This is a genomic window from Rhodococcus sp. AC861 (genome assembly GCF_979256035.1).
This window is the reverse complement of sequence record NZ_CEEDMW010000003.1, coordinates 242,586-268,434: the sequence shown is the minus strand read 5'-3', so window position 1 is coordinate 268,434 and position 25,849 is coordinate 242,586. Positions and strand designations below refer to the sequence as shown.

Below are 25,849 nucleotides of genomic sequence, written 5' to 3'. Positions count from 1 at the left end.
CTGTGACGAGATCTCGAGCAGAGGACCCGAGCGGCTGCCGACGATGGTGCCGTCGACGCTCGACTGGTTCGTACTCCGAATAGGTGTCCACCCGTTGTCGGAGCATGCGGAACGCACGCGCCGGGTCGGGCAACCCCACGATTGTGCCAGAGAGACAGGTCGAGACGAAATCGACCGGGGATCAGCCCGTCGTCACGTGTTCCCTGTCCGTCCGACTCGACGACGGAGGCGGTGCGGGCTGCACGACGCGGTCCAGGACGTCCTCCGTGACCGCACGGACGTGCTCGGCGTCCGGGGTGCCGGCTATCGCGTCCTGCATCCAGATCTTGGCGCGCACCACCGGCCGTCGGAGGTTCTTCTCCCGGCGCAGCGCCTTCGCCATCCTCTTCGGCCGCCGGGTGTAGCGCCATCGGGCCCACGGCGCACCGGGGCGGGACAGTCTGATCGCACCGATCAGGAGCAACGGGAGGAAGAACAGGCCGACCAGGCCCGTCCAGATCTTCCCCTTGGCCAGCACGATCGCGGCCAACAGCAGGTTGAGCGCGGCGAGAACGACGATCAGGACCCGGACCCCGACGTTCGCGTCCTCGCGGAATCCGGCCACGTCGAAGAATTCCAGCGGCTTCAGACCGAACAACAGCATGATGGTGGCCGCGACGGCGACGAAGACCGCGTCGACGGAGGTTCGGCCCTGTTCTGCCCAGTACACGTCCTCCAGATAGAAGATCAGCGCGAACTCGTCGAGGACCAGCGCGGCGCCGATGCCGAAGAACGTCGCCAGCACCGCCCCCGTGGTCTGCGTGCCGTCGACGTAGACCGCGATCATCGCCACCCCGGACACCAGCATGCAGACGACGCCGAAGACCACGTGATGCACGTGGTGCCCACCCGGCGTGACGTTGCCGGGCCACCAGGACACCTGTGCACGGATCATGCGCACGCTGAACCGGATGAACGCGAAGCCGACGATGAACCCCACCAGGAAGAACAACAGCGGGATCCGGCCCTCGTCGGAGACGTGATGCAGCCACCGCTCCATCGCTCCACCTCTCGGATCCGTGCCGGACCGGACGCTCGCAGTGTATCGAGGCCGGTCCGGCGGGCGCCTACTTTCCGAAGCCCGCTCTGCGCAGGGCGTCGGCCATGGATCCCGCTGCCGCGGGCGCAGGCGGTTGTTTCGCAGTCTTCCGCGGGGCGGCACCGGCGCCGCGCCGGTCCCGGCGTTCCGGTGCGGAGTTCTGCGCGGTGCGCGGGGATCCGCCGCCGATCTCGTCGTCGAGCCGCAGCGACAGGCCGATGCGCTGGCGCGGGAGGTCGACCTCCATGACCTTGACCTTGACCACCTGTCCCGACTTGACGACGTCGTGCGGGTCGCGGACGAACTCCGTCGACATCGCGGAGACGTGCACCAGCCCGTCCTGGTGGACACCCACGTCGACGAAGGCCCCGAACGCCGCGACGTTGGTGACGACACCTTCGAGCACCATTCCCGGTTCGAGATCCCCCACCTTCTCCACTCCCGCGGCGAAGGTTGCCGTCGCGAACTCGGGGCGGGGGTCACGGCCCGGCTTCTCGAGCTCGGCGAGGATGTCGGTGACGGTCGGGAGCCCGAAGCGGTCGTCGACGAAGTCCTGCGGACGCAGCGATCGCAGAACCCGTTCGTTGCCGACGACCTCGCGAACCCCCACACCTGCCTTGTCGACGATGCGGCGCACCACGGGGTACGCCTCGGGGTGGACGCTGGACCTGTCGAGCGGGTCGTCGCCGTCGGTGATGCGGAGGAAGCCCGCACACTGCTCGAATGCCTTGGGCCCGAGGCGGGGCACCTTCTGCAGTGCGGACCGTGACCGGAACGGGCCGTTCGCATCCCGGTGCGCGACGATCGACTCGGCGAGGGTCGTGGCGACGCCCGATACTCGGGCGAGAAGCGGGACGCTGGCAGTGTTCACGTCGACTCCGACAGCGTTCACCGCGTCCTCGACGACGGCGCCCAGCGATCGCGCGAGCATCGACTCGGACACGTCGTGCTGGTACTGCCCGACGCCGATCGACTTCGGGTCGATCTTGACCAGTTCCGCGAGCGGATCCTGGAGGCGACGCGCGATGGACACCGCGCCGCGGATCGAGACGTCGAGGTCGGGGAGTTCACGCGAGCCGTAGGCCGATGCGGAGTACACGGACGCACCGGCCTCCGAGACCATCGCCTTGGTCAGCTTCGCGGCCGGGTACTTCGCGATCAGTTCCGCGGCGAGCGCGTCGGTCTCGCGTGACGCGGTGCCGTTACCGATCGCCACCAGGTCGACGCCGTGCTTCGCGGCCAACCCGGCAAGGGTGGCCAGCGCGTCGTTCCACTTCCCCTGCGGCTTGTGCGGGTAGATCGTGTCGTACGCCAGCACTTTGCCCGTCGGATCGACGACGGCGACCTTGGTGCCGGTCCGGAAACCCGGGTCCAGGCCCATGGTCGTCCTGCTGCCTGCGGGGGCGGCCAGGAGCAGGTCCTTCAGATTGGACGCGAAGACGTCGACGGCACGCTCCTCGGCAGCCTGTCGCAGCCGCATTCGGGTGTCGATGCCGAGGCTGACCAGGAGCTTCGTCCGCCATGCCCATCGGACGGTGTCGAGCAGCCAGCGATCCGCGGGCCGGCCGTGATCGCCGATGCCGAACTTCGCCGCGATCGCCGTCTCGTAGACGGAGGGCACGCCGGGGACCGGCTCGTCCGAGGTGGGCTCGGGATCCATCGTCAGCGACAGCACCTCCTCCTTCTCTCCGCGCAGCGCAGCGAGAACGCGGTGCGAGGGAACCGAGGTGAAGGACTCGGAGAACTCGAAGTAGTCCGAGAACTTGGCGCCCTCGGTCTCCTTGCCCGGACGGACGGCGGCGGTGAGGCGACCACGGGTCCACATCGACTCACGCAGCGATCCGACGAGGTCCGCGTCCTCTGCGAAGTGCTCGACGAGGATGGCGCGCGCTCCGGCGAGTTGCTCGTCCGAGTAGGTCGACGGGTCGGTCGTGGGGTCACCGAGGAGTGCATCGGCCACGGGCTGATGGCCGGCTTCACGAGCGATCTGCGCTTTCGTCCGACGCTTCGGCTTGAACGGCAGATAGATGTCCTCGAGGCGGGCCTTGGTGTCGGCCAGCACGATCTGCTTCTCGAGCGCGTCGTCGAGCTTGCCCTGGCCGCGGATCGACTCGAGCACCGCGTCGCGTCGTTCGTCGAGTTCGCGCAGGTAGCGGAGCCGTTCGTCGATGAGACGGAGTTGGATGTCGTCGAGCGTGCCCGTCACTTCCTTGCGGTAGCGAGCGATGAAGGGAACCGTCGCCCCTCCGTCGAGGAGCTCGACCGCGGCGCGTACACGCTCTTCCGCGACCTCCAGCTCATCGGCGATCCGGCGATTGACAGATTTCACAGCGGGCGTCACGGCGATGGACCTTACCGCGCCGGTACCGTGGAACTCGTCGTGCGGTCCGCTGCGATCGCACGCCATGACAGATCGGTAGATACGTGACAGTTCTCTCGCCGCCCGTGCGGCGAATCGCAGCCGTGGTGGTGGCATCGGTCCTGGCGATGTCGGCGCTCGGTGCGTGCTCGCAGCCCGACGCGGCACCTGCGGCAGCGACCGTTCCGGTGGCGCCGGAGTTCCCGGAACCGGAAATGCCCATGGCGCCGGATCTCACCGGCCGCCTGCAGCAGGCGCTGGACGGTGCCGCGGCGCGCGGCGCCACGCTGTCCATCGGTTTCCTCGACCGAGTGACCGGAAGCTACATGGGCTCGGGCGATCGCGATCCCATCGAAACCGCATCCGTCGTCAAGCTCTTCATCGCGGACGACCTTCTCTTCCGGTCCTCTCGCGGCGAGTTCGCTCTGGGCGACGACGCCCGCGCGCTGATCGCACCGATGCTCTCCTCCTCCGACGACAGTGCCGCACAGGTGTTGTGGGACACCGCCGGCGGCTCGGACGTGGTCACGCGAGTGGCGGCACGCTACGGGTTGCCCGCGACGGCACCGTCGGCAGACGGCATCTGGTGGAACACCCGCACCACGGCAGCGGATCTCGTGCAGTACTACGACGCCGTCCTCGACGGCAACGGCGGACTCGCCGCCCCCGATCGCGCGACCATCGTCGGCGATCTCGAGGCGTACACCGAGGACGGCGCGGACGGGTACCCGCAGAGTTTCGGCATTCCTCGCGCGTTGTCGGGTGAGCCGGTTCGCGGGATCAAGCAGGGATGGATGTGCTGCGTCGACGGCCGATGGATCCATCTGAGTACCGGATTCGTCGGCGAGGGTGAGCGTTACGTCGTCGCCGTGCTGTCCCGCGAGGACCCGTGGTACGGCTCGGACGGCGGCAGTGCGGACACCACCGCCGACACCGCGGTCACCGACGACGACGGCGCCAAGCACGCCAGAGTTACCGTGACGGGTGCGTTGAAGATCCTGTTCCCCGACGGAGTCGTCGACTAGGAATTCGGGGGCAGCAGATCGGGACGGCGGTCGGCGGTCCGCTCCAGCGACTGCTCGCGGCGCCACTCCTCGATGCGAGCGTGGTTGCCGGACAACAGGACCGGGGGAACATCGAGCCCTCGCCAGGTTGCGGGACGGGTGTACCCCGGCCCCTCCAGCAGCCCGTCGGAGAACGAATCCTGTTGGTGCGAGAGCTGATTACCCAGGACTCCCGGCAACAACCTGGTGACCGCCTCGGTCATGACGAGGACGGCTGCCTCACCGCCGATGAGCACGTAGTCACCGATGCTCACCTCCTCGACCCGCACGCGGGTGGCGGCGTCGTCGAACACCCGTTGATCGATGCCCTCGTAGCGCCCGCAAGCGAACACCAGATGGCTCTCACGAGACCATCTCTCGGCGGTGCGCTGCGTGAACGGCACGCCGGCAGGGGTAGGAACCACGAGAACGGGATCCGCGTCGCGCATCACGTCGTCCAGGGCATCGCCCCACACCGTGGGTTTCATGACCATTCCGGGCCCGCCGCCGTACGGGGAGTCGTCGACAGCTTTGTGGACGTCGTGCGTCCAGTCCCGGAGATCGTGCACCCCGAGGGTGACCAGGCCGTTCTGAATGGCCTTGCCCAACAACGCGGTACGCATGGGTTCGAGGTATTCCGGGAAGATGGTCACCACGTCGATGCGCATCACTCGCCGTCCAGAAGCCCTTCGGGAGGATCGATCTCGACCGTCCGGGACGTGCGGGACACCGACACCACGATGGCGGCGACGAACGGCACCAGGAGCTCTCGACCGACGCTCTCGTCGGCAGGGGCGATGGACAGCAACTCCCCAGCGGCCGAGTGCAGGACCTCGGTGACCGTTCCCACCACCTCACCGGCGGACGGATGGTCGGCCGCGAATTGCACCGTCATTCCCTCGAGTTCGTGATCGTAGAACTCGTCGGGGTCGTCCGACGCGGGGAGATCCGCCGTGTCGACGACGAACAGGGTGCCGCGCAGCGCGTCGGCCTCCCCGCGGTCGGAGATACCTTTCAGACGCAGCAGAAGCCGCCCGGAGTGATCCCGGGCGGCTTCCACCGTGTAGTCGGTCGTGCGGTTGTCACGACGTGACCGTCCGTGCAGCACCGAGCCGGGAGCGAAACGCTCGTCCGGATCGTCGGTACGTACCTCGACGACGATCTCGCCCTTGATGCCGTGCGACTTCGCGACGCGACCTACGACGAGCTCCACGACAGCGAGTTCAGCGATCCGTGTCGACGACGTCGACACGGATGCCGCGGCCGCCGATACCCGAGACGAGTGTCCGGATCGCCGTGGCGGTGCGCCCGCCACGGCCGATGACCTTGCCCAGATCGTCGGGGTGCACGTGCACCTCGACGGTCCGACCACGGCGACCGGTGATCATGTCGACGCGAACGTCGTCAGGATTGGAGACGATGCCGCGAACGAGATGTTCGACGGCGTCGGCGACCACGGTGCTCACTTGTCGGCGGACTCGGCGGTGGCGTCGGCGGTCTCGGCTGCCGGAGCGCTCTCTGCAGCGTCGTCGGCCTTGGCGGCCTTCTTCTTCTTGGGCGTGGTGGCCTCGCCGACGGGCTCGTTGTCGGCGGCAGCGAGAGCTGCGTTGAAGAGATCCAGCTTGGAGGTCTTGGGCTCCTTGACGCGCAGCGTGCCCTCGGCGCCCGGCAGGCCCTTGAACTTCTGCCAGTCACCGGTGATCTTGAGCAGGGCCGCGACGGGCTCGGTGGGCTGTGCGCCCACGCTGAGCCAGTGCTGCGCACGCTCGGAGTCGATCTGGATCAAGGAAGGCTCTTCCTTGGGGTGGTACTTGCCGATGGTCTCGATGGCGCGGCCACCACGACGCGTGCGCGCATCGGCGACGACGATGCGGTACTGCGGGTTGCGGATCTTGCCGAGACGGGTGAGCTTGATCTTGACTGCCATGTGAAACAAAGCCTCTTTCGGTGTGGTTGCGTGCTGCAACCGCTGGTCACGGCGCAATTCGGCGATGCGCACGGCATGCGCACCCGGTTTTGCGGTGAATGGATGTTGTGACCGCCGCTCGGTACGGAACCGGAGACGGGCGAACAGGCGTTGATTCTGCCAGACCGTGCCCGCTGGTCATAATCTCCGGCGGCCGCTCGGCCCGGTCACCAGATACGTCCGCGCAAGATCACGACGTCAGGTGCGGCCAGTACGTCCGGTCCGGTCCGCGGATCCTCGGTGTAGAAGACGAGGTCGGCCGGAGCGCCGTGCTCGACGCCTGCCCGACCGAGCCACCGCCGGGCGTTCCAACTGGCCGCGCCCAGCGCGTCCGCCGGGGAGAGTCCCACCGCCGTCAGCGCAGCGACCTCGTCGGCGACGCGGCCGTGCTCGATGCTGCCTCCGGCGTCGGTTCCCGCGTAGATCGGCACCCCGGCGTCGTGCGCGCGCCCGACGGTGTCGGCGACGCGGGCGTGGAGGTCACGCATGTGATCGGCGTACCGCGGGTAGCGCCCGGCCGAGTCCGCGATGGACGGGAACGTCTCGATGTTGATAAGTGTGGGAACCAGGGCCGTCCCGTGCTCGACCATCATCTCGACCGTGTCGTCGGTGAGTCCGGTCCCGTGTTCGATGCAGTCGATGCCGGCGCCGATCAGACCCGGCAGCGCGTCCTCACCGAAGACGTGCGCCGTGACCCGTGCACCTTCGGAGTGCGCCGCGTCGATCGCGGCCCGCAGGATGTCGTCGTCCCACAGCGGGGCCAGATCGCCCACGCTGCGGTCGATCCAGTCACCGACCAGCTTGACCCACCCGTCACCGAGCCGAGCCTGCTGCCGTACGGCCTCCGGCAACTGCGACTCGTCCTCGAGGTCGACGGCGAGCCCGGGAATGTATCGCTTGGGCATCGCGATGTGCCGACCGGCGCGGATGATCCGGGGCAGGTCGTCGTGGTCGTCCAGCTCGCGAGTGTCGACGGGCGATCCAGCGTCACGCAGGAGCAGTGCACCCACCTCGCGCTCGGTGGTCGCCTGCGCGATCGCGCCGTCGTGATCCTCGTGTCCGCCGCCGTACTTGATGCCGACGTGGCAGTGCGCGTCGACCAGACCGGGCACGATCCAGCCACCGGACCCGACGGTGGTGGCCCCGGGAACCGGGTCCATCGAGATCAGGCCGTCCCGCACCCAGACGTCCCGCTGCTCGTCACCGGGCAGCAGGACACCGCGAAGATGCAGGCTCGGTGAGGTACGCACGTGTCCGACTTACTTCTTGGGCAGCTTCAGCTGGGACAGGTCGATACCCTCGAGACCCGGCGGGAGCTGGTCGAGGCCCTTGGGCATCGACGACAGATCCGGCATACCCGCGGGCATCCCACCCGGCATGCCGGGGAAGCCCCCGCGCACGCCCTTGGGCGGAGTGGGGCCGCGGCCGCCCTTCTTGCCTTTCTTGCCCTTCTTGTTGCTGCGCTGCACCTGTTTGCGCGCGCCCGGCATTCCCATCCGGCCGGCCATCGACGCCATCATCTTGCGGGCCTCGAAGAAGCGGTCCACCAACTGGTTGACGTCGGAGACCTTCACGCCGGAACCGTTCGCGATGCGCAGACGGCGCGACGCGTTGATCATCTTCGGATCCGCGCGCTCGGCGGGCGTCATGCCGCGGATGATGGCCTGCACGCGGTCGAGCTGCTTGTCGTCGACGGAGGCGAGTGCGTCCTTCATCTGACCCGCACCGGGGAGCATCCCCAACAGGTTGCCGATCGGACCCATCTTGCGAATGGCCATCATCTGCTCGAGGAAGTCCTCGAGCGTCAGCTGCCCGGAGCCGATCTTGGCGGCCGTCTCCTCCGCCTGCTGGGCATCGAAGACGGTCTCGGCCTGTTCGATGAGGCTGAGGAGGTCGCCCATGCCCAGGATCCGGCTCGCCATGCGATCCGGGTGGAAGATCTCGAAGTCCTCGAGCTTCTCGCCGGTGGAGGCGAACATGATCGGTCGACCGGTCACCTCGCGCACACTCAGCGCGGCGCCACCACGGGCGTCGCCGTCGAGCTTGGTCAGCACCACGCCGGTGAAGCCGACGCCGTCCTGGAACGCCTGCGCCGTGCTGACGGCGTCCTGGCCGATCATCGCGTCGAGCACGAACAGGATCTCGTCGGGGTTCGTCGCGTCGCGGATACCGGCGGCCTGGCCCATGAGCTCGGTGTCGATGCCGAGGCGGCCCGCGGTGTCGACGATGACCACGTCGAACTGCTTGGCGCGGGCCTCGGCGACACCCGCCCGAGCAACCTCGACGGGATCCGCCGCCGTCACGCCGAGGGCGTTCTCGCCGCCACCGATGGACGTCCCGGGATGCGGCGCGAAGACCGAGGCCCCGGCGCGTTCACCGACGATCTGCAGCTGACTGACGGCCCCGGGGCGCTGGAGGTCACAGGCGACGAGCAGCGGCGTGTGGTTCTGGTCCTTGAGCCATTTGGCCAGCTTTCCGGCCAGCGTCGTCTTACCGGAGCCCTGCAGACCCGCCAGCATGATGACCGTGGGCGGGTTCTTGGCGAACTCCACCCGACGTGTCTCGCCGCCGAGGATGCCGACCAGCTCGTCGTTGACGATCTTGACGACCTGCTGGGCAGGGTTCAGCGCTGCGGAGACCTCCGCACCCTTGGCACGTTCCTTGATGCGCGTGATGAACGCCCGCACGACGGGGAGGGCGACATCGGCATCGAGCAGTGCCAGACGGATCTCACGGCAGACGGCATCGATGTCGGCACCCGAGAGCCGACCCTTGCCCCTCAGATCCTTGAGGCTTCCGGTCAATCTGTCGGACAGTGATTCGAACAACGATGCTCCTGAAAATCGCGAGAAAAGAGATGACTTCTCCAGGTGCCCACCCTAACGGGTGCGCCCGTGAGCGGTGAGAGGTCAGTCCTCCGACTCGGGCTCTTTCGGTCGGAGCGCCGGAACCACGCTCAGCAGAGCACTCTCGAGTTCCTCACGCTGCGCCCGCGAATCGGTCGGCCCGCCGGTCTCGATGCAGAATGCGTCGACGACGGACGACCCGAGAGTGGCCACCTTCGCCCACCGGACGTCGGCTCCCTGCTTCTCGAACACCGACGCAAGTCGGCACAGCAGACCGAGTCGATCCTCCGCACGCACCTCCACGACGACGGAGTCGCCGCCCTGACCGTCGAACCAGATCACCCGCGGTGGAGCCTGCGCGTACAGCGGCACCTCCGAGACCTCCGGCTGGCCGGGTTCGAGTTCCGAGGCGGCCGACCGGGCTCCGGCCTCCTTGATGTCGAGCTGCGCGAGAAGGTCGAGCTGCCCGTCGAGAGCGCGGATGAGGTCCTGACGCAGCAGTCCCGGAGGGGGCGGTGCACCGAATGTGGGCGTCACGACGAAGCGGTTGACCGCGAACCCGTTCTCGCTGGCGACCGATGCCGCCAGAACCCGCAACGATCCCAGAGCCAACACGCCCGATGCGTTGGACAGCAGGCCGGGCCGGTCCGGGGCGGTGACGGTGACCTCGAACGTGTGCGGACTGTCCGACGGTTGCAGATCGACGTCCACGCCGCCCTCGGTCGCCCGCGCCGCCAGTGCCGGATCGATCGGGTCGGGCGTCGGGAGCGATTCCCCGGCCATGACCAACCGGCATCGACGCACGAGTTCACCGATCAACGACGACTTCCAGTCTCCCCACACGCCGGGACCTGTGGCGAGCGAGTCGGCCTCGGCCAACGCGTGCAGCAGTTCCAACAGGATCGAGTCCCCGTCGAGGGCGTCCACCACACGTTGCACCGTGGCCGGGTCGTCGAGATCGCGACGAGTCGCGGTGTCGGGAAGCAACAGGTGGTGTCGGACCATCGACTCGAGCAGTCGGACGTCGGACGGCCACAGGCCCAGTCGCTTGCCGACCTGGGTCGCCAGGTCCGCCCCGACGACGCTGTGGTCTCCCCCGCGCCCCTTGCCGATGTCGTGCAGCAGTGCCCCCAGCACCAGCAGGTCGGGTCGCGCGACGCGCGTGGTGAAACCACTGGCGTAGGCGGCGGTCTCGACCAGGTGACGGTCGACGGTCCAGGTGTGCACCGCATCTCGCGGGGGAAGGTCGCGTACGGCGCCCCATTCCGGCAGCAACCGGCCCCACAGACCTGTCCTGTCGAGTGCCTCGATCACCGCGATGGCGCGCCGACCCGAACCGAGCACGACGAGCAGATCGTTGAGTGCTTCCTTGGGCCACGGCTCACGGAGCTCGGGTGCACTGTCCGAGAGCCTGCCGAGAGTCGAGGCGGACATCGGCATCCCGGTCACCGCGGATGCCGCGGCAACCCGCATGATCAGTCCCGGATCTTTGTTCGGCCGTGCATCTCTGGCGAGCACCACTTCACCCGCGTGTTCGACGACCCCTTCGTCGAGCGGTCGACGGACGGGCACCCTGCGCAGGCGGGACAGGCCACGGCGCGGAATGGCGTTACCGGCGGTGCGCAGGCCGACGTCGGTGGAGTAGCCGATGGTGCGAGCCGAATCACTCAGGACGCGAGCGAGATCGAAGCGGTCACCGATGCGGAGCGCCGCGGCGATCTCGTCGGCGTCCTGCGCGCGCAACTGATCCCGGGCGCGGCCGGCGACGCGGTGCAGTTCGGTGCGCACGTCGAGGATGCGGCGGTGCGCGAAGTCCAATCCGCCGCCGGGCGATTCGGGGCCGAGCCCGGGCATCGCGTCCGTGAGCTGCGCGATCGACAGCGCGTCGAGGAGCTGGACGTCGCGCAGTCCCCCGCGCCCGCTCTTGAGGTCGGGTTCCGCCCGATGGGCGATCTCACCGCTGCGGCCCCACCGCGTGCGGGTCAAGGCGTACAGCTCGTCGAACCGATCGCGTATCCCGATGCGCCACTGGCGTCGGATCCCGTCGATCAGCATCGAACTCAGTTCGGCGTCGCCCACGATGTGGCGGGCGTCGAGAAGACCCAGTGCGGCCGTCATGTCGTGTGCCGCGACGTCGAGGGCCTGCGGAACGGTGCGCACGCTGTGATCGAGTTTGATGTGGGCGTCCCACAAGGGGTACCAGAGTTGATCGGCCACCTCGCCGACGAGCGCCGGATCCAGGTCGTCGTGCAGCAGAACGAGATCGAGATCGGAGTACGGCAGCATCTCCCGGCGGCCCAGGCCGCCCACCGCGACGATGGCGAATCCGCTGTCGGGTTTGATCCCCACGTCCGAACCCTTGGTGGTGAGCCAGAACTCGTGCAGGTCGGTCAGTGCCTGACGGAGGGACGTGGCGTCCAGACGACGATTCTTGCCCTGCCCGGCCAGCAGTTGCTCGCGAGCTCGGACCAGATCGGCTGCTGCTTCGGAACCTCCCACGGGGGTCCTTCCTCTCGACGAACGGTCGGCGTGTGGTGGAGAAAACAGACCGGCCGCGGATCCCTCGCCCTTCGACGAGGTGGATCCGCGGCCGGACTGACTCGAGACTTACAGTGCGTCGGACCCACGTTCGCCGGTACGCACGCGCACCACGGCTTCCACGGGCGAGACCCAGACCTTGCCGTCACCGATCTTGCCGGTGCGGGCGGCCTCGACGATCACCTCGACGACCTTGTCCACCGCCGCGTCGTCCACGACGACCTCGACGCGCACCTTGGGTACGAAGTCCACGGAGTACTCGGCACCGCGGTAGACCTCGGTGTGGCCCTTCTGCCGGCCGTACCCCTGCACCTCGCTCACGGTCATACCGAGAACGCCTGCCTGCTCGAGCGCCGTCTTGACGTCCTCGAGTGTGAACGGCTTGACGATTGCAGTGATCAACTTCATGTCTCATGCCTCCTTGCTGGGAACGCGTCCCAGTGTTGACCCACCGAGTGCCGCAAAGTCGTAGGCGGTCTCGGCATGTTCCGATTCGTCGGCTCCCATGGATTCACCATCGTCGTCGATCCGGAGGCCCACGGTGTACTTGACGATGAGCGCGACGATGGTCGTTCCCACCAGAGAGTAGATCAGCACGGCGCCCGCACCGACTGCCTGACGCCACAACTGGTCGGCTCCGCCGCCGTAGAACAGGCCCTCGACACCGGCCGGCGCCTCGGACGTGGCGACCAGACCGACCATCAGCGTGCCGACGAGACCACCCACGAGGTGGACACCGACGACGTCGAGCGAGTCGTCGAAACCGAAGCGGAACTTCAGACCGACGGCGAGTGCACACAGGACACCGGCGACGACGCCGATGACCAACGCGCCGAGAATGTTCACCGAGGAGCAGGCCGGGGTGATGGCCACGAGCCCGGCGACGATGCCCGACGCACCACCGAGACTCGTCGCGTGACCGTCACGGATGCGCTCCGTGAGAAGCCAGGCGAGCATGGCTGCGGCGGTCGCCGCGATGGTCGTGACGAAGGTGGCACCTGCGATGCCGTTGGAGCCGACGGCGGAACCGGCGTTGAAGCCGAACCAGCCGAACCAGAGGAGACCGGCACCGAGCATCACGAACGGAAGGTTGTGCGGGCGGAACGGAGTTCCCGGCCAGCCCTTGCGCTTGCCGAGGATGATCGCGAGGACCAGGCCGGCGGCGCCGGCGTTGATGTGCACCGCAGTACCACCGGCGAAGTCGACCGCGGCGAGCTTGTTGGCGATCCAACCACCCGTCTCGGTGGTGACCTCGTCGAAGGAGAAGACCCAGTGAGCGACCGGGAAGTAGACGAGTGTCGCCCACAGTCCGGCGAAGAGCAGCCACGGACCGAACTTCATACGGTCGGCGACGGCACCCGAGATGAGGGCGACCGTCAGAATGGCGAACATCGCCTGGAACGAGACGAACACGGTGGCTGGAATCGTGCCCACCAGAGGAATCGCGGCGTCGGTGAGGACTCCCGCTTCGTCCTCGGAGGCGAGATACGTTCCGCCGATCAGGCCCTTCAGTCCGAAGAACTGGAAGGGGTCACCGATGAGATTGCCCTTGTCCTCGCCGAAGGTGACCGAGTATCCGTACAGCACCCAGAGAACGCCGACGACGCCCATCGCGCTGATGCTCATCATGATCATGTTCAGCACGCTCTTCGCACGGACCATGCCGCCGTAGAAGAACGCCAGACCCGGGACCATGAGCAACACGAACGCAGCACTGGTCAGCATCCATGCGGTATCACCGGTGTCGGGCGCACCGATAGTGGGGAAATCCACCTTGAGCCTCCTCCTTCTTCCTCGCCCCAGCCGATGGCGGCTGACGACCTGAGGAGAAGGGTGCTCACTCGAAGTTTCGGCGACGACACTCCGGCGTTTCGTACATGTGAACGCAGAGCCCGATCGTGTTGCAAACGTGTTGCGTCTCGGTCTTTTTGCCGGTTTCACACCGGCGAGGGCACCTCGAGGTCAGCCGAGAAGAGCGTCGACGAATGCGCCGGGTTCGAACGGCGCGAGGTCGTCCGCACCCTCGCCGAGACCGACGAGCTTCACCGGCACACCCAGTTCGCGTTGGACCTGGAAGACGATTCCGCCCTTCGCCGTCCCGTCCAGCTTGGTCAGCACGACGCCGGTGATGTCGACGACCTGAGCGAAGACCCGCGCCTGAGCCAGACCGTTCTGACCGATCGTGGCGTCGAGAACCAGGAGCACGTCGTCGACGGGCGCCTTCTTCTCGATGACCCTCTTGACCTTCCCCAGCTCGTCCATCAGACCGGTCTTGGTGTGCAGACGGCCGGCCGTGTCGATGAGGACCGCGTCGACACCGTCGGCGATGCCGCGGGTGACGGCGTCGAAGGCCACAGCGGCCGGATCGGCCCCTTCCTTACCGCGCACGACCTCGGCGCCGACGCGCTCGGCCCAGGTCTGCAGTTGATCGGCAGCCGCAGCGCGGAACGTGTCGGCAGCGCCCAGCACCACGCGTCGACCATCGGCGACCAGGACTCGCGCCAGCTTTCCGGTGGTCGTGGTCTTGCCGGTGCCGTTCACGCCCACCACGAGCAGAACGGACGGGCGATCACCGTGCGGCAACGCACGGATGGAACGGTCGAACGACGGCGTCAACTGGTCGATCAGCACTTCTCGCAGAAGGGCTCGCGCCTCCGCTTCGGTGCGAACGTTGCGCACCGCCATCTGCTCGCGCAGCGTCGCGACGATCTCCGCGGTGGCCGCACTACCCAGGTCGGCCACCAGCAGCGTGTCCTCGACCTCTTCCCACGACTCCTCGTCGAGGTCGCCGCCGCCCAACAGGCCCAGCAGGGAGCGACCGACAGCATTCTGCGACCGTGAGAGTCGACCCCGCAGCTTGGTCAGGCGGCCCGACGTGGGTTCGATCTCGTCCAGGACGGGAGCCGGTGCCGGCTCGGGCTCGGGTTCGACAGGCGTTGGTTCGGGTTCGACAGGCGCCGGTGCCGGTTCGTCCAGGACCGGATCCGGCAGCGAGATGTCGGTGATGCCGCGCTTCGGAGCGTCACGGGGAACGGACGCGTCGTCACCGACACGAGGCTGATCGTCGTCGTCGGTGCGTTCGAGGGGCGGCCGGGCCGCGGGTGTCTTCTCGGCCGGAGCCTTCTCGGCAGGAGCCTTCTCGGCAGGAGCCGTACCTCGGGAGAAGTCGAAGCCGGTCCCGGCGGTATAGCCGCCCGAACGGTCGACCTCCTTGACCGGTCCCGCCTCGGAGTCCGGGCGGGACAGCGACACGCGGCGGCGACGCTGCAGCACCAGTCCGACGACGAGCACCACGACGAGCAGCGCGAGCACAGCCGCGACGACGATCCACAGTTCGGTAGTCACGCCGACCATCCTGTCAGGACGGGCACCGCGCTACGGGGTCGGGCGTCAGGTCACCCCGTCCGCCGCCACCGGGCGCTTGGGAAGCCGCTGCGAGATCACCGTGGTGATGCCGTCGCCTCTCATGCTGACGCCGTACAGGGCGTCGGCGACCTCCATCGTCGGTTTCTGGTGCGTGATGACGATGAGCTGAGACTTCTCCCGCAACTGCTCGAACAACCCGATGAGGCGCCGGAGGTTCGTGTCGTCCAACGCGGCCTCGACCTCGTCCATGACGTAGAAGGGCGAGGGGCGGGCTCGGAAGATGGCCACGAGCATCGCGACGGCGGTCAACGACTTCTCACCACCGGACAGCAGAGACAGGCGCTTGACCTTCTTACCGGGAGGACGGGCCTCGACCTCGATGCCGGTGGTCAGCATGTCCGAGGGGTCGGTGAGAACCAGCCGACCCTCGCCGCCGGGGAACAGCTTCGCGAACACCCCGACGAACTCGCGCTCCACATCGGCGTAGGCCTCGGTGAAGACCTGCAGAATGCGGGCGTCCACGTCGGCCACCACGCCGAGAAGATCCTTGCGCGCCGACTTCACGTCCTCGAGTTGCGTCGAGAGGAAGTTGTACCGCTCCTCGAGTGCCGCGAACTCCTCGAGTGCCAGCGGGTTGACCTTGCCCAGCGTCGCCAGATCCTTCTCGGCGCGCTTGACCCGTCGTTCCTGCTCCGCGCGGTCGAATCGCATCGGCGCCGGCGCGACCACCTGTTCGCCGCGCTCCTTCGCCTGTTCGTACTCCGCCATCTCGAGGTCGGTCGGCGGGAGCGTCACGTCGGGCCCGTACTCGGCGACCAGGTCGTCGGGGGCGATGGAGAACTGCTCCAGGATGGTCTGCTCGAGTTGCTCGATGCGCAGCACCGCCTGCGCCTTGGCCACTTCGTCGCGGTGCACGGCGTCGGTCAACTGCGCGGCCCGCGCCGACAGTGCGCGGACCTGTTCCCGCGTGCGATCGAGGGCGGCGGCGCGATCACTGCGCCGTCGCGCCAGGTCGTCGCGCCGCACGGCCGCATCGCCGACGAGTCGGCCCAGGCGCTCCGCGACGCGTGTGCCCGCGTCCGCGACCGCCTCGGCCACCGCGGCGGACTGCACGCGATGGGCGCGGACACGTTCGGCGCGCGCTCGTGCGTCCCGCTCCATCCGGGCAGTTCGCCGGAGCTGGTCGGCTTTCCCGCGTACCGACTCGGCGCGCTCCTCCGCGGTGCGCAGCGACAGGCGAGCCTCGACCTCGACCGATCTCACCTCCGACACGGCTGCCGCAGCGTCCTCACGGGCGTGGGCCCATTCCTCCGCCGCACCGTCGCCGTCCCCGCCGTCCTGATCGTCCTCGGCGCGCCGGACCCGGTCCTCGAGGTCGGCGAGAGCGGTCACGGCCTCGTCCCGCTGCCGCTCGACGCGGTCGCGTTGACTCTGCAGACGCGTCGACTCCGCGTGGGCGACACGAGCCACCTGCCCCAACCGACCCAACTGTTCGTAGACGGCGGCGATCGCGGCATCGGACTCGGTGAGTGCGGCCAGTGCCTGGTCGGCGGCCTCTCGTCGGTCGGTCTGCTCCTCGAGCGCACCCGACAGTGCTGCCGCCAGCTCCTCCGTCCGACGTCTCGTCGACGCGAGTTCCGCGACGGACTCGTCGATGGATGCCTGGACCTCGAGGGTGCTGGGACGTCGGTCCGATCCTCCGGTGATCCAGCCGCGACCGACCAGGTCGCCCTCCCGCGTCACGACTCGGGCTGTCGGATGGTCGCGCACCATCGCCGTCGCGTCGTCGAGCGAGTCGGCCACGGACATTCCGGCCAGCAGCGACGTCACGGCTCCGCGCACGGAATCGTCGGCGTCGATCACGGACATGATCGACGTTCCGACACCGTCCGTCGCCGAGCCCGCATCACCGGTCGGGTGCACGATCGCGGCGCGGCCGGCGTCCTCCTTCTTGAGCGACGCCACGGCGCCCCGCGCCTCGTCCACCGACGACACCACGACGGCGTCCGCCGCGGCGCCCAGAGCGACTGCGACCGCCGCCTCGTAGCCGGCGGTCACGGTGAGGTGATCCGCGAGCCGACCGACCACTCCGTGAGTTGCCCTCTCTCCCAACCATGCTCCCCCGTCGCCGCGTTCGAGGTTCATGGTGAGAGCGTCGATACGCGCGGTCAGGGATGCGACCCGCTGGCTGGACTCCCGCTCGGCGCTCTGCAGTTCCGCGACGCGGGACTCGGCGATCGCCAGCGCATCGACGGCGTGCTCGTGGTGGGAGTCGAGGCCTGCCTCACCGGCGTCGAGTTCACCCACCTTGTCCTGCACGATGTCGAACTCGGCCTGCGCCTCGTCACCGCGGCGGCGAGCATCGTCGATGGCGACGGTGAGGCGAGCGACCTCGGTGTCGTAGGACTCCGACCGGGCGCGCAGGCCGTCCACCTGGCCGGACAGTCGAGCGAGACCCTCGCGCCGGTCCGCGACTGCACGCACGGCGGCGGCGTGGGCGCGTTCCGCGTCCGCGGCGGCAGCCTCGCGTTCGGCGAGCTGCTCGCGGGCGGCATCGAGTGTCGCGCGCGCGAACTCCACGGCTTCCGCCAGCTGCATTTCCTCCTCCGCCACCCGCTCGGCGCGCTCCTCCAGCTCGTCGGGATCGGGTCCGCGTCGGTCCTCCGGTTCGTCGCCGAGGTGGCGGGCCCGTTCGGTCGCGATGCGCACGGTGGCGCCGACGCGCTCGGCCAGCGCCGACAACTGGAACCAGGTCTGGGCCGCCGCGTCCGCACTCGGTGTCAGAAGAGCGAGTTCCTGCTCGCCCTCGGCCAGAACTGCCTCGCCCTCCCCCAGCGCGTCCTGGACGGCGGCGTATTCATCACGGGCCTTCGTCTCGTCGTGGGACTGCTCGGCGAGCTGCGTCCGCCGCGTCACCAGGTCGTCCGCGGCGATCCGTAGGCGAGCGTCTCGAAGATCCGCCTGCACCGTCTGGGCGCGTCGGGCGACCTCTGCTTGCCGGCTCAACGGTTTCAGCTGTCGACGCAGTTCGGTCGTGAGGTCCGTCAGCCGAGCCAGATTGGCCTGCATGGAATCGAGCTTGCGGACTGCCTTCTCTTTGCGCTTGCGGTGCTTGAGCACGCCCGCGGCTTCCTCGATGAACGCCCGTCGATCCTCGGGGCGGGACTCGAGAATCGCGGCGAGCCTGCCCTGGCCGACGATGACATGCATCTCCCGGCCGATACCCGAGTCGCTCAGTAGTTCCTGGACATCCATGAGCCGACACGAGCTGCCGTTGATCTCGTACTCACCGGCGCCGTCCCGGAACATCCGTCGGGTGATGGACACCTCGGAGTAGTCGATGGGGAGCGCGCCGTCGGAGTTGTCGATGGTCAGCGTCACCTCGGCGCGGCCCAGCGGGGCGCGGCCGGAGGTGCCGGCGAAGATGACGTCCTCCATCTTGCCGCCGCGCAGCGCCTTCGCGCCCTGCTCCCCCATGACCCACGTCAGGGCGTCCACGACGTTCGACTTGCCGGACCCGTTCGGACCGACGACGCAGGTGATGCCGGGCTCGAAACGCAGAGTCGTCGCCGAGGCGAAGGACTTGAAGCCCTTCAGCGTCAGACTCTTGAGGTGCATGGCGGTTCAGACTACTGGGCGCTGGGCTCTCAGCGTTCGACGAACCCGTCGAGTCCGCCGCGCGCCTGCTCCCAGTTGTCGACCACGGTGGTCACCGAGCCCGGCGTGTCGCCCGATCGCAGCGCCGACAGCAAGCCGTCCAACTTCTCGCGGGGGCCTTCCGCGACGACATGGACACGGCCGTCGGAGGTGTTGGTCGCCGATCCGACCAGACCGAGCTCCAGCGCCCGGGCACGGGTCCACCAGCGGAAACCTACTCCCTGGACAGTCCCGTGGACCCACGCGCTCAGACGCTCGTCGCTCATGCCTCGACGTCGACCGTCAGGACGACCTCGGTGCCGGCCTTCAACGTCCGTCCGACGGTGCAGACCTTGTCGACGGCCTTGGTCACGACGGTCAGCAACCGCTCCCGCGCCTCGGGGTCGAGTTCGCTCAGATCGACGGTCAGCACTTCGTCCAGTCGCGGGTACCGTTCGTTCTCGCGATCCGCGGTGCCGGACACCCGGACGGTCGCGTCGTAGTCGTCCCCGAGCCGGCGGGCGAGGGGCCGGTCGGAACTCATGCCGGTGCACGCGGCGAGGGCGATCTTGAGCAGCTCGCCGGGAGTGAAGACACCCTCGACGTCCTCGGACCCGATCAGCACCTCGGCGCCTCGCGAGCTCTTGCCGGTGTAGCGACGAGTTCCGGTGCGTTCGACCCACAGTTCAGCCATGCTTACAACCTACTAGCGCGAACTCAGATCATCTCCGTGCGTGCCATCCACCGCATGATGGGCCACCCGCAGAACACCGGGATCCAGCAGGTCAGCACCCGGTACAGGAGCACCGACGGGACGGCGATGGTGGCGGGCAGTCCGAACGCCGCGAGTCCACCGATCAACGCCGCCTCGACCGCTCCGACGCCGCCGGGGGTCGGCGCGGCGGAGGCCAGGGTGCCGCCGATCATGGTCACGATGGTCACGGTGATGAAGGTCGTGCCTCCGCCGAACGCCTCGACGCTGACCCACAGAGCGAACGCTGCCCCCAGAGTCGTTGCGGCGCAACCGAGAACGATGATCGCGAACCGTGCGGGGTGACGCACCAACTCGGACAGGTCGGCGTAGACCTCCGCGAGTTGCGGCCGCACGGCCGTGCGGAGAAAGTGTCGCAACGTGGGGACGAAGAGGAATGCGCCCAGCGCCCCGAATGCCACACCGGCGATGAGATAGAGGATCGTCGCGCTGGGAACGAAACGGGACAGGTCGGCGGATTGCCCGGCAGCGACGCTGAACACCACGAGCAGCGTCACGTGCGAGATCACCTGCACCAGTTGTTGCAACGCCACGGCGGCCGTCGACCGGGTGAGCGTCAGTCCGCCCTTCTGGAGGAACCGCACGCTGAGCGCCAGACCACCGACACCGGCCGGTGTCGTCGTGGCGGCGAAGGTGTTGGCGACCTGCATGACGGTCGTGTTCCAGAAGCTGACCGCCCCCGATGCGCACGCCCAGAGTGCCGCTGCCGCACCGACGTACGTCGCCGCGGAGATCGCCAACCCCACCAGCGCCCACCGCCAGTCGATGGAGGACAGCTCGGTGGCGAACGTCGGGACCTGGCTGATGAACGGGTACGCGACGTAGACGAGTGCGATCAGCAGCACCAGTTGCACGATCTGGTTGCGGGAGAACCGGGTGACCTGTTCCGTCGCGATGGCCGACGTGCCGGTACGGGCCAGAACGGTGTCGCGCGCAGCCTTCATCAAGGACTTGGCCTCCGGAATCGCGGACCGCACCCGCGGGGGAATCGCCGACGGAGTCAGTCGCCGAGACGCCACCAGCACGTCCTCGTGACCGAGCCGCTCGATTGCGGCGTCGACCGCGACATCGGGTCCGAACATCGACGACGTGGTGACCAGAAGTTGCGCTGCGTCGGAATGCAGTTGCGGCTGCGACGCACCCAGTTCCGCGGTATCGAAGCCGCCGAGCAGGGCAGTGCCGTCGTCGGCAATTCTCATGTCCGCCGCGCGGAGGTCACCGTGGGAGATCTGGCGGGACCTGAGCACCCCGAGAGTGCGCCACATCGCGATGGCGTCGTCGGGCCTGTCCGCGTCGATGGGACGGCCGCGAGGCGCACTGTGCGCGTACAGGACCCATCCGCGGTCGAGTGCGGACACGGCCGTCGGAACGCACGCGGCGACACCCAGATCGTTCAGCGCGATACCCATGAGCGCGCGATGCTCTACCGCCCTGCGTTGCGACGCGTGCAGGGGTGGACTCTCCGACGACCGCAGCGTCACCAACCGCCGCACCAGCCGCAGCGCCCCTCGGCTGCGCTGGTTGGGCCCGAACAGTTCGACCACCACGTCGTGCCCCGCGGGTCCGGTGCGTCCCGAGAGCACCAGCGGGCCGGACCCGGACGGACGCAGCACCACGAACGCCGCGATGGAGATTCCACGTCGAGCGAGGACGCGGACGGCCTCGGCCAGCGGCACGTCGAGCGCCGGTGTTCCCACGACCCACACGACGAGGGAGCCGGCCAGCCATCCCACCGCCAGACCGAGGAGTGACCGCGCCGGGACGACAGTACTGATGACCAGGTGGATGGGAACGAAGGCGAGAAGGAGGATCCACCACGTGCGCTTCCATCGCAGTGGCAGCCCCGGACCGGACACGGTCAGCACCGCGGCGACGATCGCGATCCATCGCGGGTCGTCGAGAATTTGGGACAGCAACGTGTCCAGCCTGGTCGACTCGTCGATGTGCCACTTCGGCGCCGAGAGGCCGCCTCCGCTGACCGACAGCGCCAACGCGGCCAGCACGGCGGCCGCGGCGTATCCGCCGAGAAGCCTCCACCGCCGGGCGGCGATCAGTCCCGCGAGCACGGTGAACGGGAGCGCCAGGATGGAGACGCCGTAGACCAGGTAGACCGTGTTGGACTGGCTGGGTGTCAGCACGCCCACGATGTCGGAGATCGACCGCTCGAGTGCGGTCCACTCGTTACGAGTGATCAGCGAGCCCACGACGATCACGCCGAGGACCACAGCCGCCGTGACGACGCGCAGGATATCGCTGGTTCGTCGAGTCAACGGTTGCAGGACGCTCCCGGTGACCGGGATGTCTCTACCGTCGACAAGCACACCGGCCAACCTAGCGGAGCGACGACCGTGCGGCGGGCAGGCGCATCACACCTGGAAGCGGTAGCCCATGCCCGCTTCGGTGAGCAGGTGCTTCGGGTGCGCCGGATCGGGCTCGAGTTTGCGTCGCAGTTGGCCCAGATACACCCGGAGATAGTGGGTCTCGGTCTCGTACGCGGGCCCCCACACCTCGCGCAGGAGTTCGCGCTGTCCCACCAGCTTGCCGCGGTGCCGCACCAGCATCTCGAGCATGCCCCACTCCGTCGGCGTCAGGTGCACGGCGGCGCCGTCACGGGTGACCGACCTCGCAACCAGGTCGACGGTGAACGACGAGGTGGTCACCACCGGATCTCCCCCGTCGGACGAGGCCTGTGACGCACGACGGACCGCGACCCGTAGCCGCGCGAGGAACTCGTCCATGCCGAACGGCTTGGTCACGTAGTCGTCGGCACCGGCGTCGAGTGCGTCGACCTTGTCGCCGGAATCCGACCTGGCGGACAGCACGATCACCGGGACCGACGTCCATCCGCGGAGGCCCGCCAGCACCTCGAGTCCGTCGAGGTCCGGAAGTCCGAGGTCGAGCACGATGACATCGGGTTTGCGATCGGCCGCCGCCCGGAGCGCCCCCGCTCCGGTCGATGCCGTCGTCACGTCGTACCCGCGGACGCCGAGGTTGATGCGTAGGGCGCGCAGCAACTGCGGCTCGTCGTCGACCACCAACACGCGGGTAGGCGGTGGTCCTGGGCGTGTGTCGTCGGTCATCGGGAGACCGCGTGCCGGAGGACACCGGGAAGGTCCACCGTGACGGTGAGGCCGCCGCCGGGCGTCTGCGAGGCGGTGACCGAGCCGTTCATGGCGTCGACGAAACCCCTGACGACCGAGAGACCGAGGCCGACACCGGTGGTGGTGTCGCGGTCGCCCAGACGCTGGAATGCGTCGAACATGGTTTCCTGCGACTGCGGGTCGATGCCGGGACCGTGATCGACGACCGCGAGCCTGACGCGGTCGTCGTCGCCGTCGGCCGTGACGGTGACGTGTCCGGTCGGCGCGTAGCGGAACGCGTTGTCGACGAGGTTCGCGACGACTCGCTCGAGAAGCCCTTCATCGGCGAGGACGGACACGTCTCCGACATCGACGACGAGTCGCTCGCGCTGCCCCCGACCGGTCCCGAGAGTCGCCGAGGCGCGGCGGACCACCTCGTCGAGGAAGACGGGAACGGCCATGGGCCGCACCACTCCTGCGGCCAGTCGCGACGAGTCGAGCAGATTGCCGACCAGCGCGGTCAGCTGGTCGGCGGATTCCTCGACCGTCGCGAGCAGTTCCGCGGTGTCCTCCGGGGAGAAGGTGACGTCCTCGCTCCGCAGACTCGACACCGCGGCCTTGACCGCCGCGAGCGGAGTGCGCAGATCGTGCCCCACCGCGGACAGCAACGCCCGGCGCAGCTTGTCGGATTCGACGGCCGCGGCGGCGGTCCGCGCCTCCTCCGCCAGTTCGCTCTGGCGGATCAGCCCGACGGCCTGATTGGCGACGGCGGTGAGAACACGGCGGTCGGCGGCGCGCGTCCGACCTCCCGCCAGCACGAGTGCGTACTCGTCGTCGGCAACCTGTACGGCCGTGTCGGCGTCGTCGACCGTGGTGGGCGGCTGCTCCCCCACCGCACTGACCACCCCGTGTCCGACGCGCAGGACGGCGACCGCGCGCTGACCGTACGTCTCGCGCACGCGCTCGAGAAGGGCGGTGAGGTCCGCCCCGCGCAGGATGGACCCGGCGAACATGGCCAGCAGTTCTGCCTGTTGCGACGCGCGGCGGGCGTCGCGTGCACGCCGTGCGGCGATGTCGACAAGGACGGCGACGGCCACCGCGACGACGAGCAGCACCACCGTCGTGACGAAGTTGTCGGGCTCGGCGATGGTGAAGCTGTATCGCGGTTCGGTGAAGAAGAAGTTGAGCAGCAGCGCCGAGAACAGCGCCGACAACACCGCAGGCGCGACTCCGCCGAGCAGGGACACCGCGAGCACGACGACGAAGAACAGTGCACTCTCGCCGCCGAGTTCGAGGTAGTCGTCGACGAGGTGGATCGCGGCGGCCGCGACCGACGGAACGACCAGGGCCGCTGCCCACGCGAGGGGGCGCCGGACTGTCGGCGCCGACAACCGTCGCACGCCGACCGACGCGTGATCGTGAGTCACCATGTGGACGTCGATCGCGCCGGAGTTCTGGACGACGGCAGCGCCGATCCCCTCGTCCACCGCCCGCGCCCACCGGTTTCGTCGTGACGTGCCGAGGACCAGCTGGGTGGCGTTCACTCCCCTGGCGAATTCGAGGAGAGTCACCGGGACGTCGTCCCCGACGACACTGTGCAGTGATGCGCCGAGTGCGGCGGCGAGGGCACGCGCGCTTCCCATGTGGGCCGCCGACACTCCCGCCAGACCGTCACCCCGCACCACGTGCAGCACCATCAGCTCGGCGCTGGACTTCGCGGCGATCCGACTGGCGCGGCGCACCAACGTCTCGGACTCGGGCCCACCGGTGACCGCCACGACGACACGCTCACGCGCTTCCCACGTGGCGGCGATCGCGTTGTCCGCGCGGTACCGCGCGAGTGCCGCGTCGACCTGATCCGCGAGCCACAACAGTGCCAGCTCACGCAGTGCCGTGAGGTTGCCGGCGCGGAAGAAGTTGCTCAGCGCGGCGTCGACCTTCTCGGCACCGTAGATGTTTCCGTGAGTCATCCTGCGACGCAACGCCTCCGGGGTGATGTCGACCAGTTCGACCTGTGCAGCCGACCGCACGAACGCGTCGGGAACGGTCTCGCGCTGAACGATGCCGGTGATCTGCTCGACCACGTCGTTGAGGCTCTCCAGGTGCTGGACGTTGACCGTCGACACGACGTCGATACCGGCATCGAGTAGTTCCTCGACGTCCTGCCACCGCTTGGCGTGCCTGCTGCCCGGAGTGTTGGTGTGCGCCAGTTCGTCCACCAGCACCAGGGCGGGACGTCTCCGGATCACCGCGTCGACATCGAGTTCGGGAATCGACGAACCGCGGTAGGGCACCAGTGAGGGAGGAACGACCTCGAGTCCGTCGGCTCGTTCGGCCGTCAGGGGGCGGCCGTGAGTCTCGATCACCCCGGCGACGACATCGCATCCACGCTCGCGTCGACGGTGCGCTTCTCCCAGCATCGCGAATGTCTTCCCGACGCCGGGCGCCGCGCCCAGGTAGATGCGCAGCTCTCCCCTGTCGGTGTCCCGCGTCGGCGTCGTCACGTCCCCATCATTCACCGTCGGCCGCGGGAGTCGCACAGGTCGGCGCCGTCAGACCCAGAGCCACGTTGAGCGCAGGCACGTGGACGACAGGCTCCCCGAGAACTCCGAACTGCCGCCCGTCCGTGTTCTCGGCGACCCGGGAGCGCACCACGTCCTCCGTCAGTCCCGTCGCCGCCGCCACGCGCGGCACCTGCAACTCGGCGTAGTCCGGTGAGATGTCGGGGTCGATTCCGGACCCGGATCCCGTGACCGCATCGACGGGTACCTCGGCCGGGTCGACGTTCTCGCGCTCGGCCACGGCGCTGCGGCGCGCGTCGACCATGGCGGCGAGGACTTCGCTGCTCGGCCCCTGGTTGAGCGGCAGAGCCGCGGCCGGATCACCGGGCGCGAAGGCGTCGGGACCTGTGAGCGAGCCGGTCACGCGCGGGTGGAAGAACGGATCGGGTGCACCGTCCGCCGGCCGTGGATCCACTGCCGTGAGAGCACTCCCGACGACGCATCCCTGTGCGTCGACCAGCGGCGACCCCTCCGCGGAGTGCGAGCCGAGACGCGAGATTCCCCATACCGCAGCGGGATAGGCGACACCGAGCACGACGGTGAAGGCGAGCAGGACGGCGAACCCGGCGAGGACCTGGCGCAGCGCGGAGGTGACAGTTCTCAT

Annotated in this window: 20 protein-coding genes; 1 reads left to right on the top strand and 19 read right to left on the bottom strand. The window is 68.6% G+C overall.

From position 1 onward, the window contains the following. Positions 1 to 181 precede the first annotated feature (181 nt). Both AC0IX4_RS10780 and AC0IX4_RS10775 read right to left on the bottom strand, forming a co-directional pair. Positions 182 to 1,039 (bottom strand): hypothetical protein, encoded by an 858-nt coding sequence (locus AC0IX4_RS10780; protein WP_042572532.1) that lies wholly within the window; start codon positions 1,037 to 1,039, stop codon positions 182 to 184. Between the two features lie 67 nt (positions 1,040 to 1,106). Next, the gene (locus tag AC0IX4_RS10775; RefSeq protein ID WP_471829302.1) at positions 1,107 to 3,419 is read right to left on the bottom strand and encodes a Tex family protein; all 2,313 of its coding nucleotides are present in this window, start codon (positions 3,417 to 3,419) and stop codon (positions 1,107 to 1,109) included. Between the two features lie 83 nt (positions 3,420 to 3,502). Between AC0IX4_RS10775 and AC0IX4_RS10770 the strand changes: the two genes are divergently transcribed. Further along, complete coding sequence (locus AC0IX4_RS10770) at positions 3,503 to 4,462, top strand: hypothetical protein (protein WP_471828940.1); 960 nt, start codon at positions 3,503 to 3,505, stop codon at positions 4,460 to 4,462. Here the strand turns inward: AC0IX4_RS10770 and trmD are convergent. From trmD to AC0IX4_RS10685, 17 genes are all read right to left on the bottom strand, one after another. Beyond that, the gene (gene trmD, locus AC0IX4_RS10765) at positions 4,459 to 5,148 is read right to left on the bottom strand and encodes a tRNA (guanosine(37)-N1)-methyltransferase TrmD (protein WP_471828939.1); all 690 of its coding nucleotides are present in this window, start codon (positions 5,146 to 5,148) and stop codon (positions 4,459 to 4,461) included. The genes AC0IX4_RS10770 and trmD overlap by 4 nt on opposite strands. Then, on the bottom strand, positions 5,148 to 5,693 hold the full coding sequence (gene rimM / locus AC0IX4_RS10760) for a ribosome maturation factor RimM (RefSeq protein WP_042572684.1): 546 nt from the start codon (positions 5,691 to 5,693) through the stop codon (positions 5,148 to 5,150). The genes trmD and rimM overlap by 1 nt, the downstream gene beginning before the upstream one ends. Before the next feature lie 10 nt (positions 5,694 to 5,703). After that, complete coding sequence (locus AC0IX4_RS10755; RefSeq protein WP_042572530.1) at positions 5,704 to 5,946, bottom strand: RNA-binding protein; 243 nt, start codon at positions 5,944 to 5,946, stop codon at positions 5,704 to 5,706. Next, positions 5,943 to 6,407: a 30S ribosomal protein S16 gene (rpsP, locus tag AC0IX4_RS10750; RefSeq protein ID WP_042572529.1), complete on the bottom strand. Its 465-nt coding sequence runs from the start codon at positions 6,405 to 6,407 to the stop codon at positions 5,943 to 5,945. The genes AC0IX4_RS10755 and rpsP overlap by 4 nt, the downstream gene beginning before the upstream one ends. 206 nt (positions 6,408 to 6,613) lie before the next feature. Continuing rightward, the gene (locus AC0IX4_RS10745; protein ID WP_471829301.1) at positions 6,614 to 7,678 is read right to left on the bottom strand and encodes a metal-dependent hydrolase family protein; all 1,065 of its coding nucleotides are present in this window, start codon (positions 7,676 to 7,678) and stop codon (positions 6,614 to 6,616) included. 27 nt (positions 7,679 to 7,705) lie between these two features. Continuing rightward, positions 7,706 to 9,274, bottom strand: a complete 1,569-nt coding sequence (gene ffh, locus AC0IX4_RS10740) for a signal recognition particle protein (protein ID WP_056074480.1) — start codon at positions 9,272 to 9,274, stop codon at positions 7,706 to 7,708. An 81-nt stretch (positions 9,275 to 9,355) separates the two neighbouring features. After that, complete coding sequence (locus AC0IX4_RS10735; RefSeq protein WP_471829300.1) at positions 9,356 to 11,839, bottom strand: [protein-PII] uridylyltransferase; 2,484 nt, start codon at positions 11,837 to 11,839, stop codon at positions 9,356 to 9,358. A 60-nt stretch (positions 11,840 to 11,899) separates the two neighbouring features. After that, positions 11,900 to 12,238 (bottom strand): P-II family nitrogen regulator, encoded by a 339-nt coding sequence (locus AC0IX4_RS10730; RefSeq protein WP_027505009.1) that lies wholly within the window; start codon positions 12,236 to 12,238, stop codon positions 11,900 to 11,902. Positions 12,239 to 12,241: 3 nt separating this feature from the next. Continuing rightward, positions 12,242 to 13,603 (bottom strand): ammonium transporter, encoded by a 1,362-nt coding sequence (locus AC0IX4_RS10725; RefSeq protein ID WP_042575404.1) that lies wholly within the window; start codon positions 13,601 to 13,603, stop codon positions 12,242 to 12,244. A gap of 189 nt (positions 13,604 to 13,792) precedes the next feature. After that, the gene (gene ftsY / locus AC0IX4_RS10720) at positions 13,793 to 15,175 is read right to left on the bottom strand and encodes a signal recognition particle-docking protein FtsY (protein WP_471828938.1); all 1,383 of its coding nucleotides are present in this window, start codon (positions 15,173 to 15,175) and stop codon (positions 13,793 to 13,795) included. Positions 15,176 to 15,220: 45 nt separating this feature from the next. Further along, a complete protein-coding gene (gene smc / locus AC0IX4_RS10715; RefSeq protein WP_471828937.1) occupies positions 15,221 to 18,814 on the bottom strand; it encodes a chromosome segregation protein SMC in 3,594 nt (1,197 codons plus the stop codon). Positions 18,815 to 18,843: 29 nt separating this feature from the next. Further along, on the bottom strand, positions 18,844 to 19,119 hold the full coding sequence (locus AC0IX4_RS10710) for an acylphosphatase (protein ID WP_471828936.1): 276 nt from the start codon (positions 19,117 to 19,119) through the stop codon (positions 18,844 to 18,846). Then, a complete protein-coding gene (locus AC0IX4_RS10705) occupies positions 19,116 to 19,526 on the bottom strand; it encodes an OsmC family protein (protein WP_042575407.1) in 411 nt (136 codons plus the stop codon). Before AC0IX4_RS10705 ends, AC0IX4_RS10710 begins: the two co-directional genes overlap by 4 nt. Before the next feature lie 23 nt (positions 19,527 to 19,549). Continuing rightward, on the bottom strand, positions 19,550 to 21,925 hold the full coding sequence (locus tag AC0IX4_RS10700; RefSeq protein ID WP_471828935.1) for a lysylphosphatidylglycerol synthase domain-containing protein: 2,376 nt from the start codon (positions 21,923 to 21,925) through the stop codon (positions 19,550 to 19,552). A 45-nt stretch (positions 21,926 to 21,970) separates the two neighbouring features. Continuing rightward, a complete protein-coding gene (locus AC0IX4_RS10695; RefSeq protein ID WP_471828934.1) occupies positions 21,971 to 22,684 on the bottom strand; it encodes a response regulator in 714 nt (237 codons plus the stop codon). Continuing rightward, the gene (locus tag AC0IX4_RS10690; RefSeq protein ID WP_471828933.1) at positions 22,681 to 25,188 is read right to left on the bottom strand and encodes a sensor histidine kinase; all 2,508 of its coding nucleotides are present in this window, start codon (positions 25,186 to 25,188) and stop codon (positions 22,681 to 22,683) included. Before AC0IX4_RS10690 ends, AC0IX4_RS10695 begins: the two co-directional genes overlap by 4 nt. Positions 25,189 to 25,195: 7 nt before the next feature. Further along, positions 25,196 to 25,849 (bottom strand): potassium-transporting ATPase subunit C, encoded by a 654-nt coding sequence (locus AC0IX4_RS10685; RefSeq protein WP_056075010.1) that lies wholly within the window; start codon positions 25,847 to 25,849, stop codon positions 25,196 to 25,198.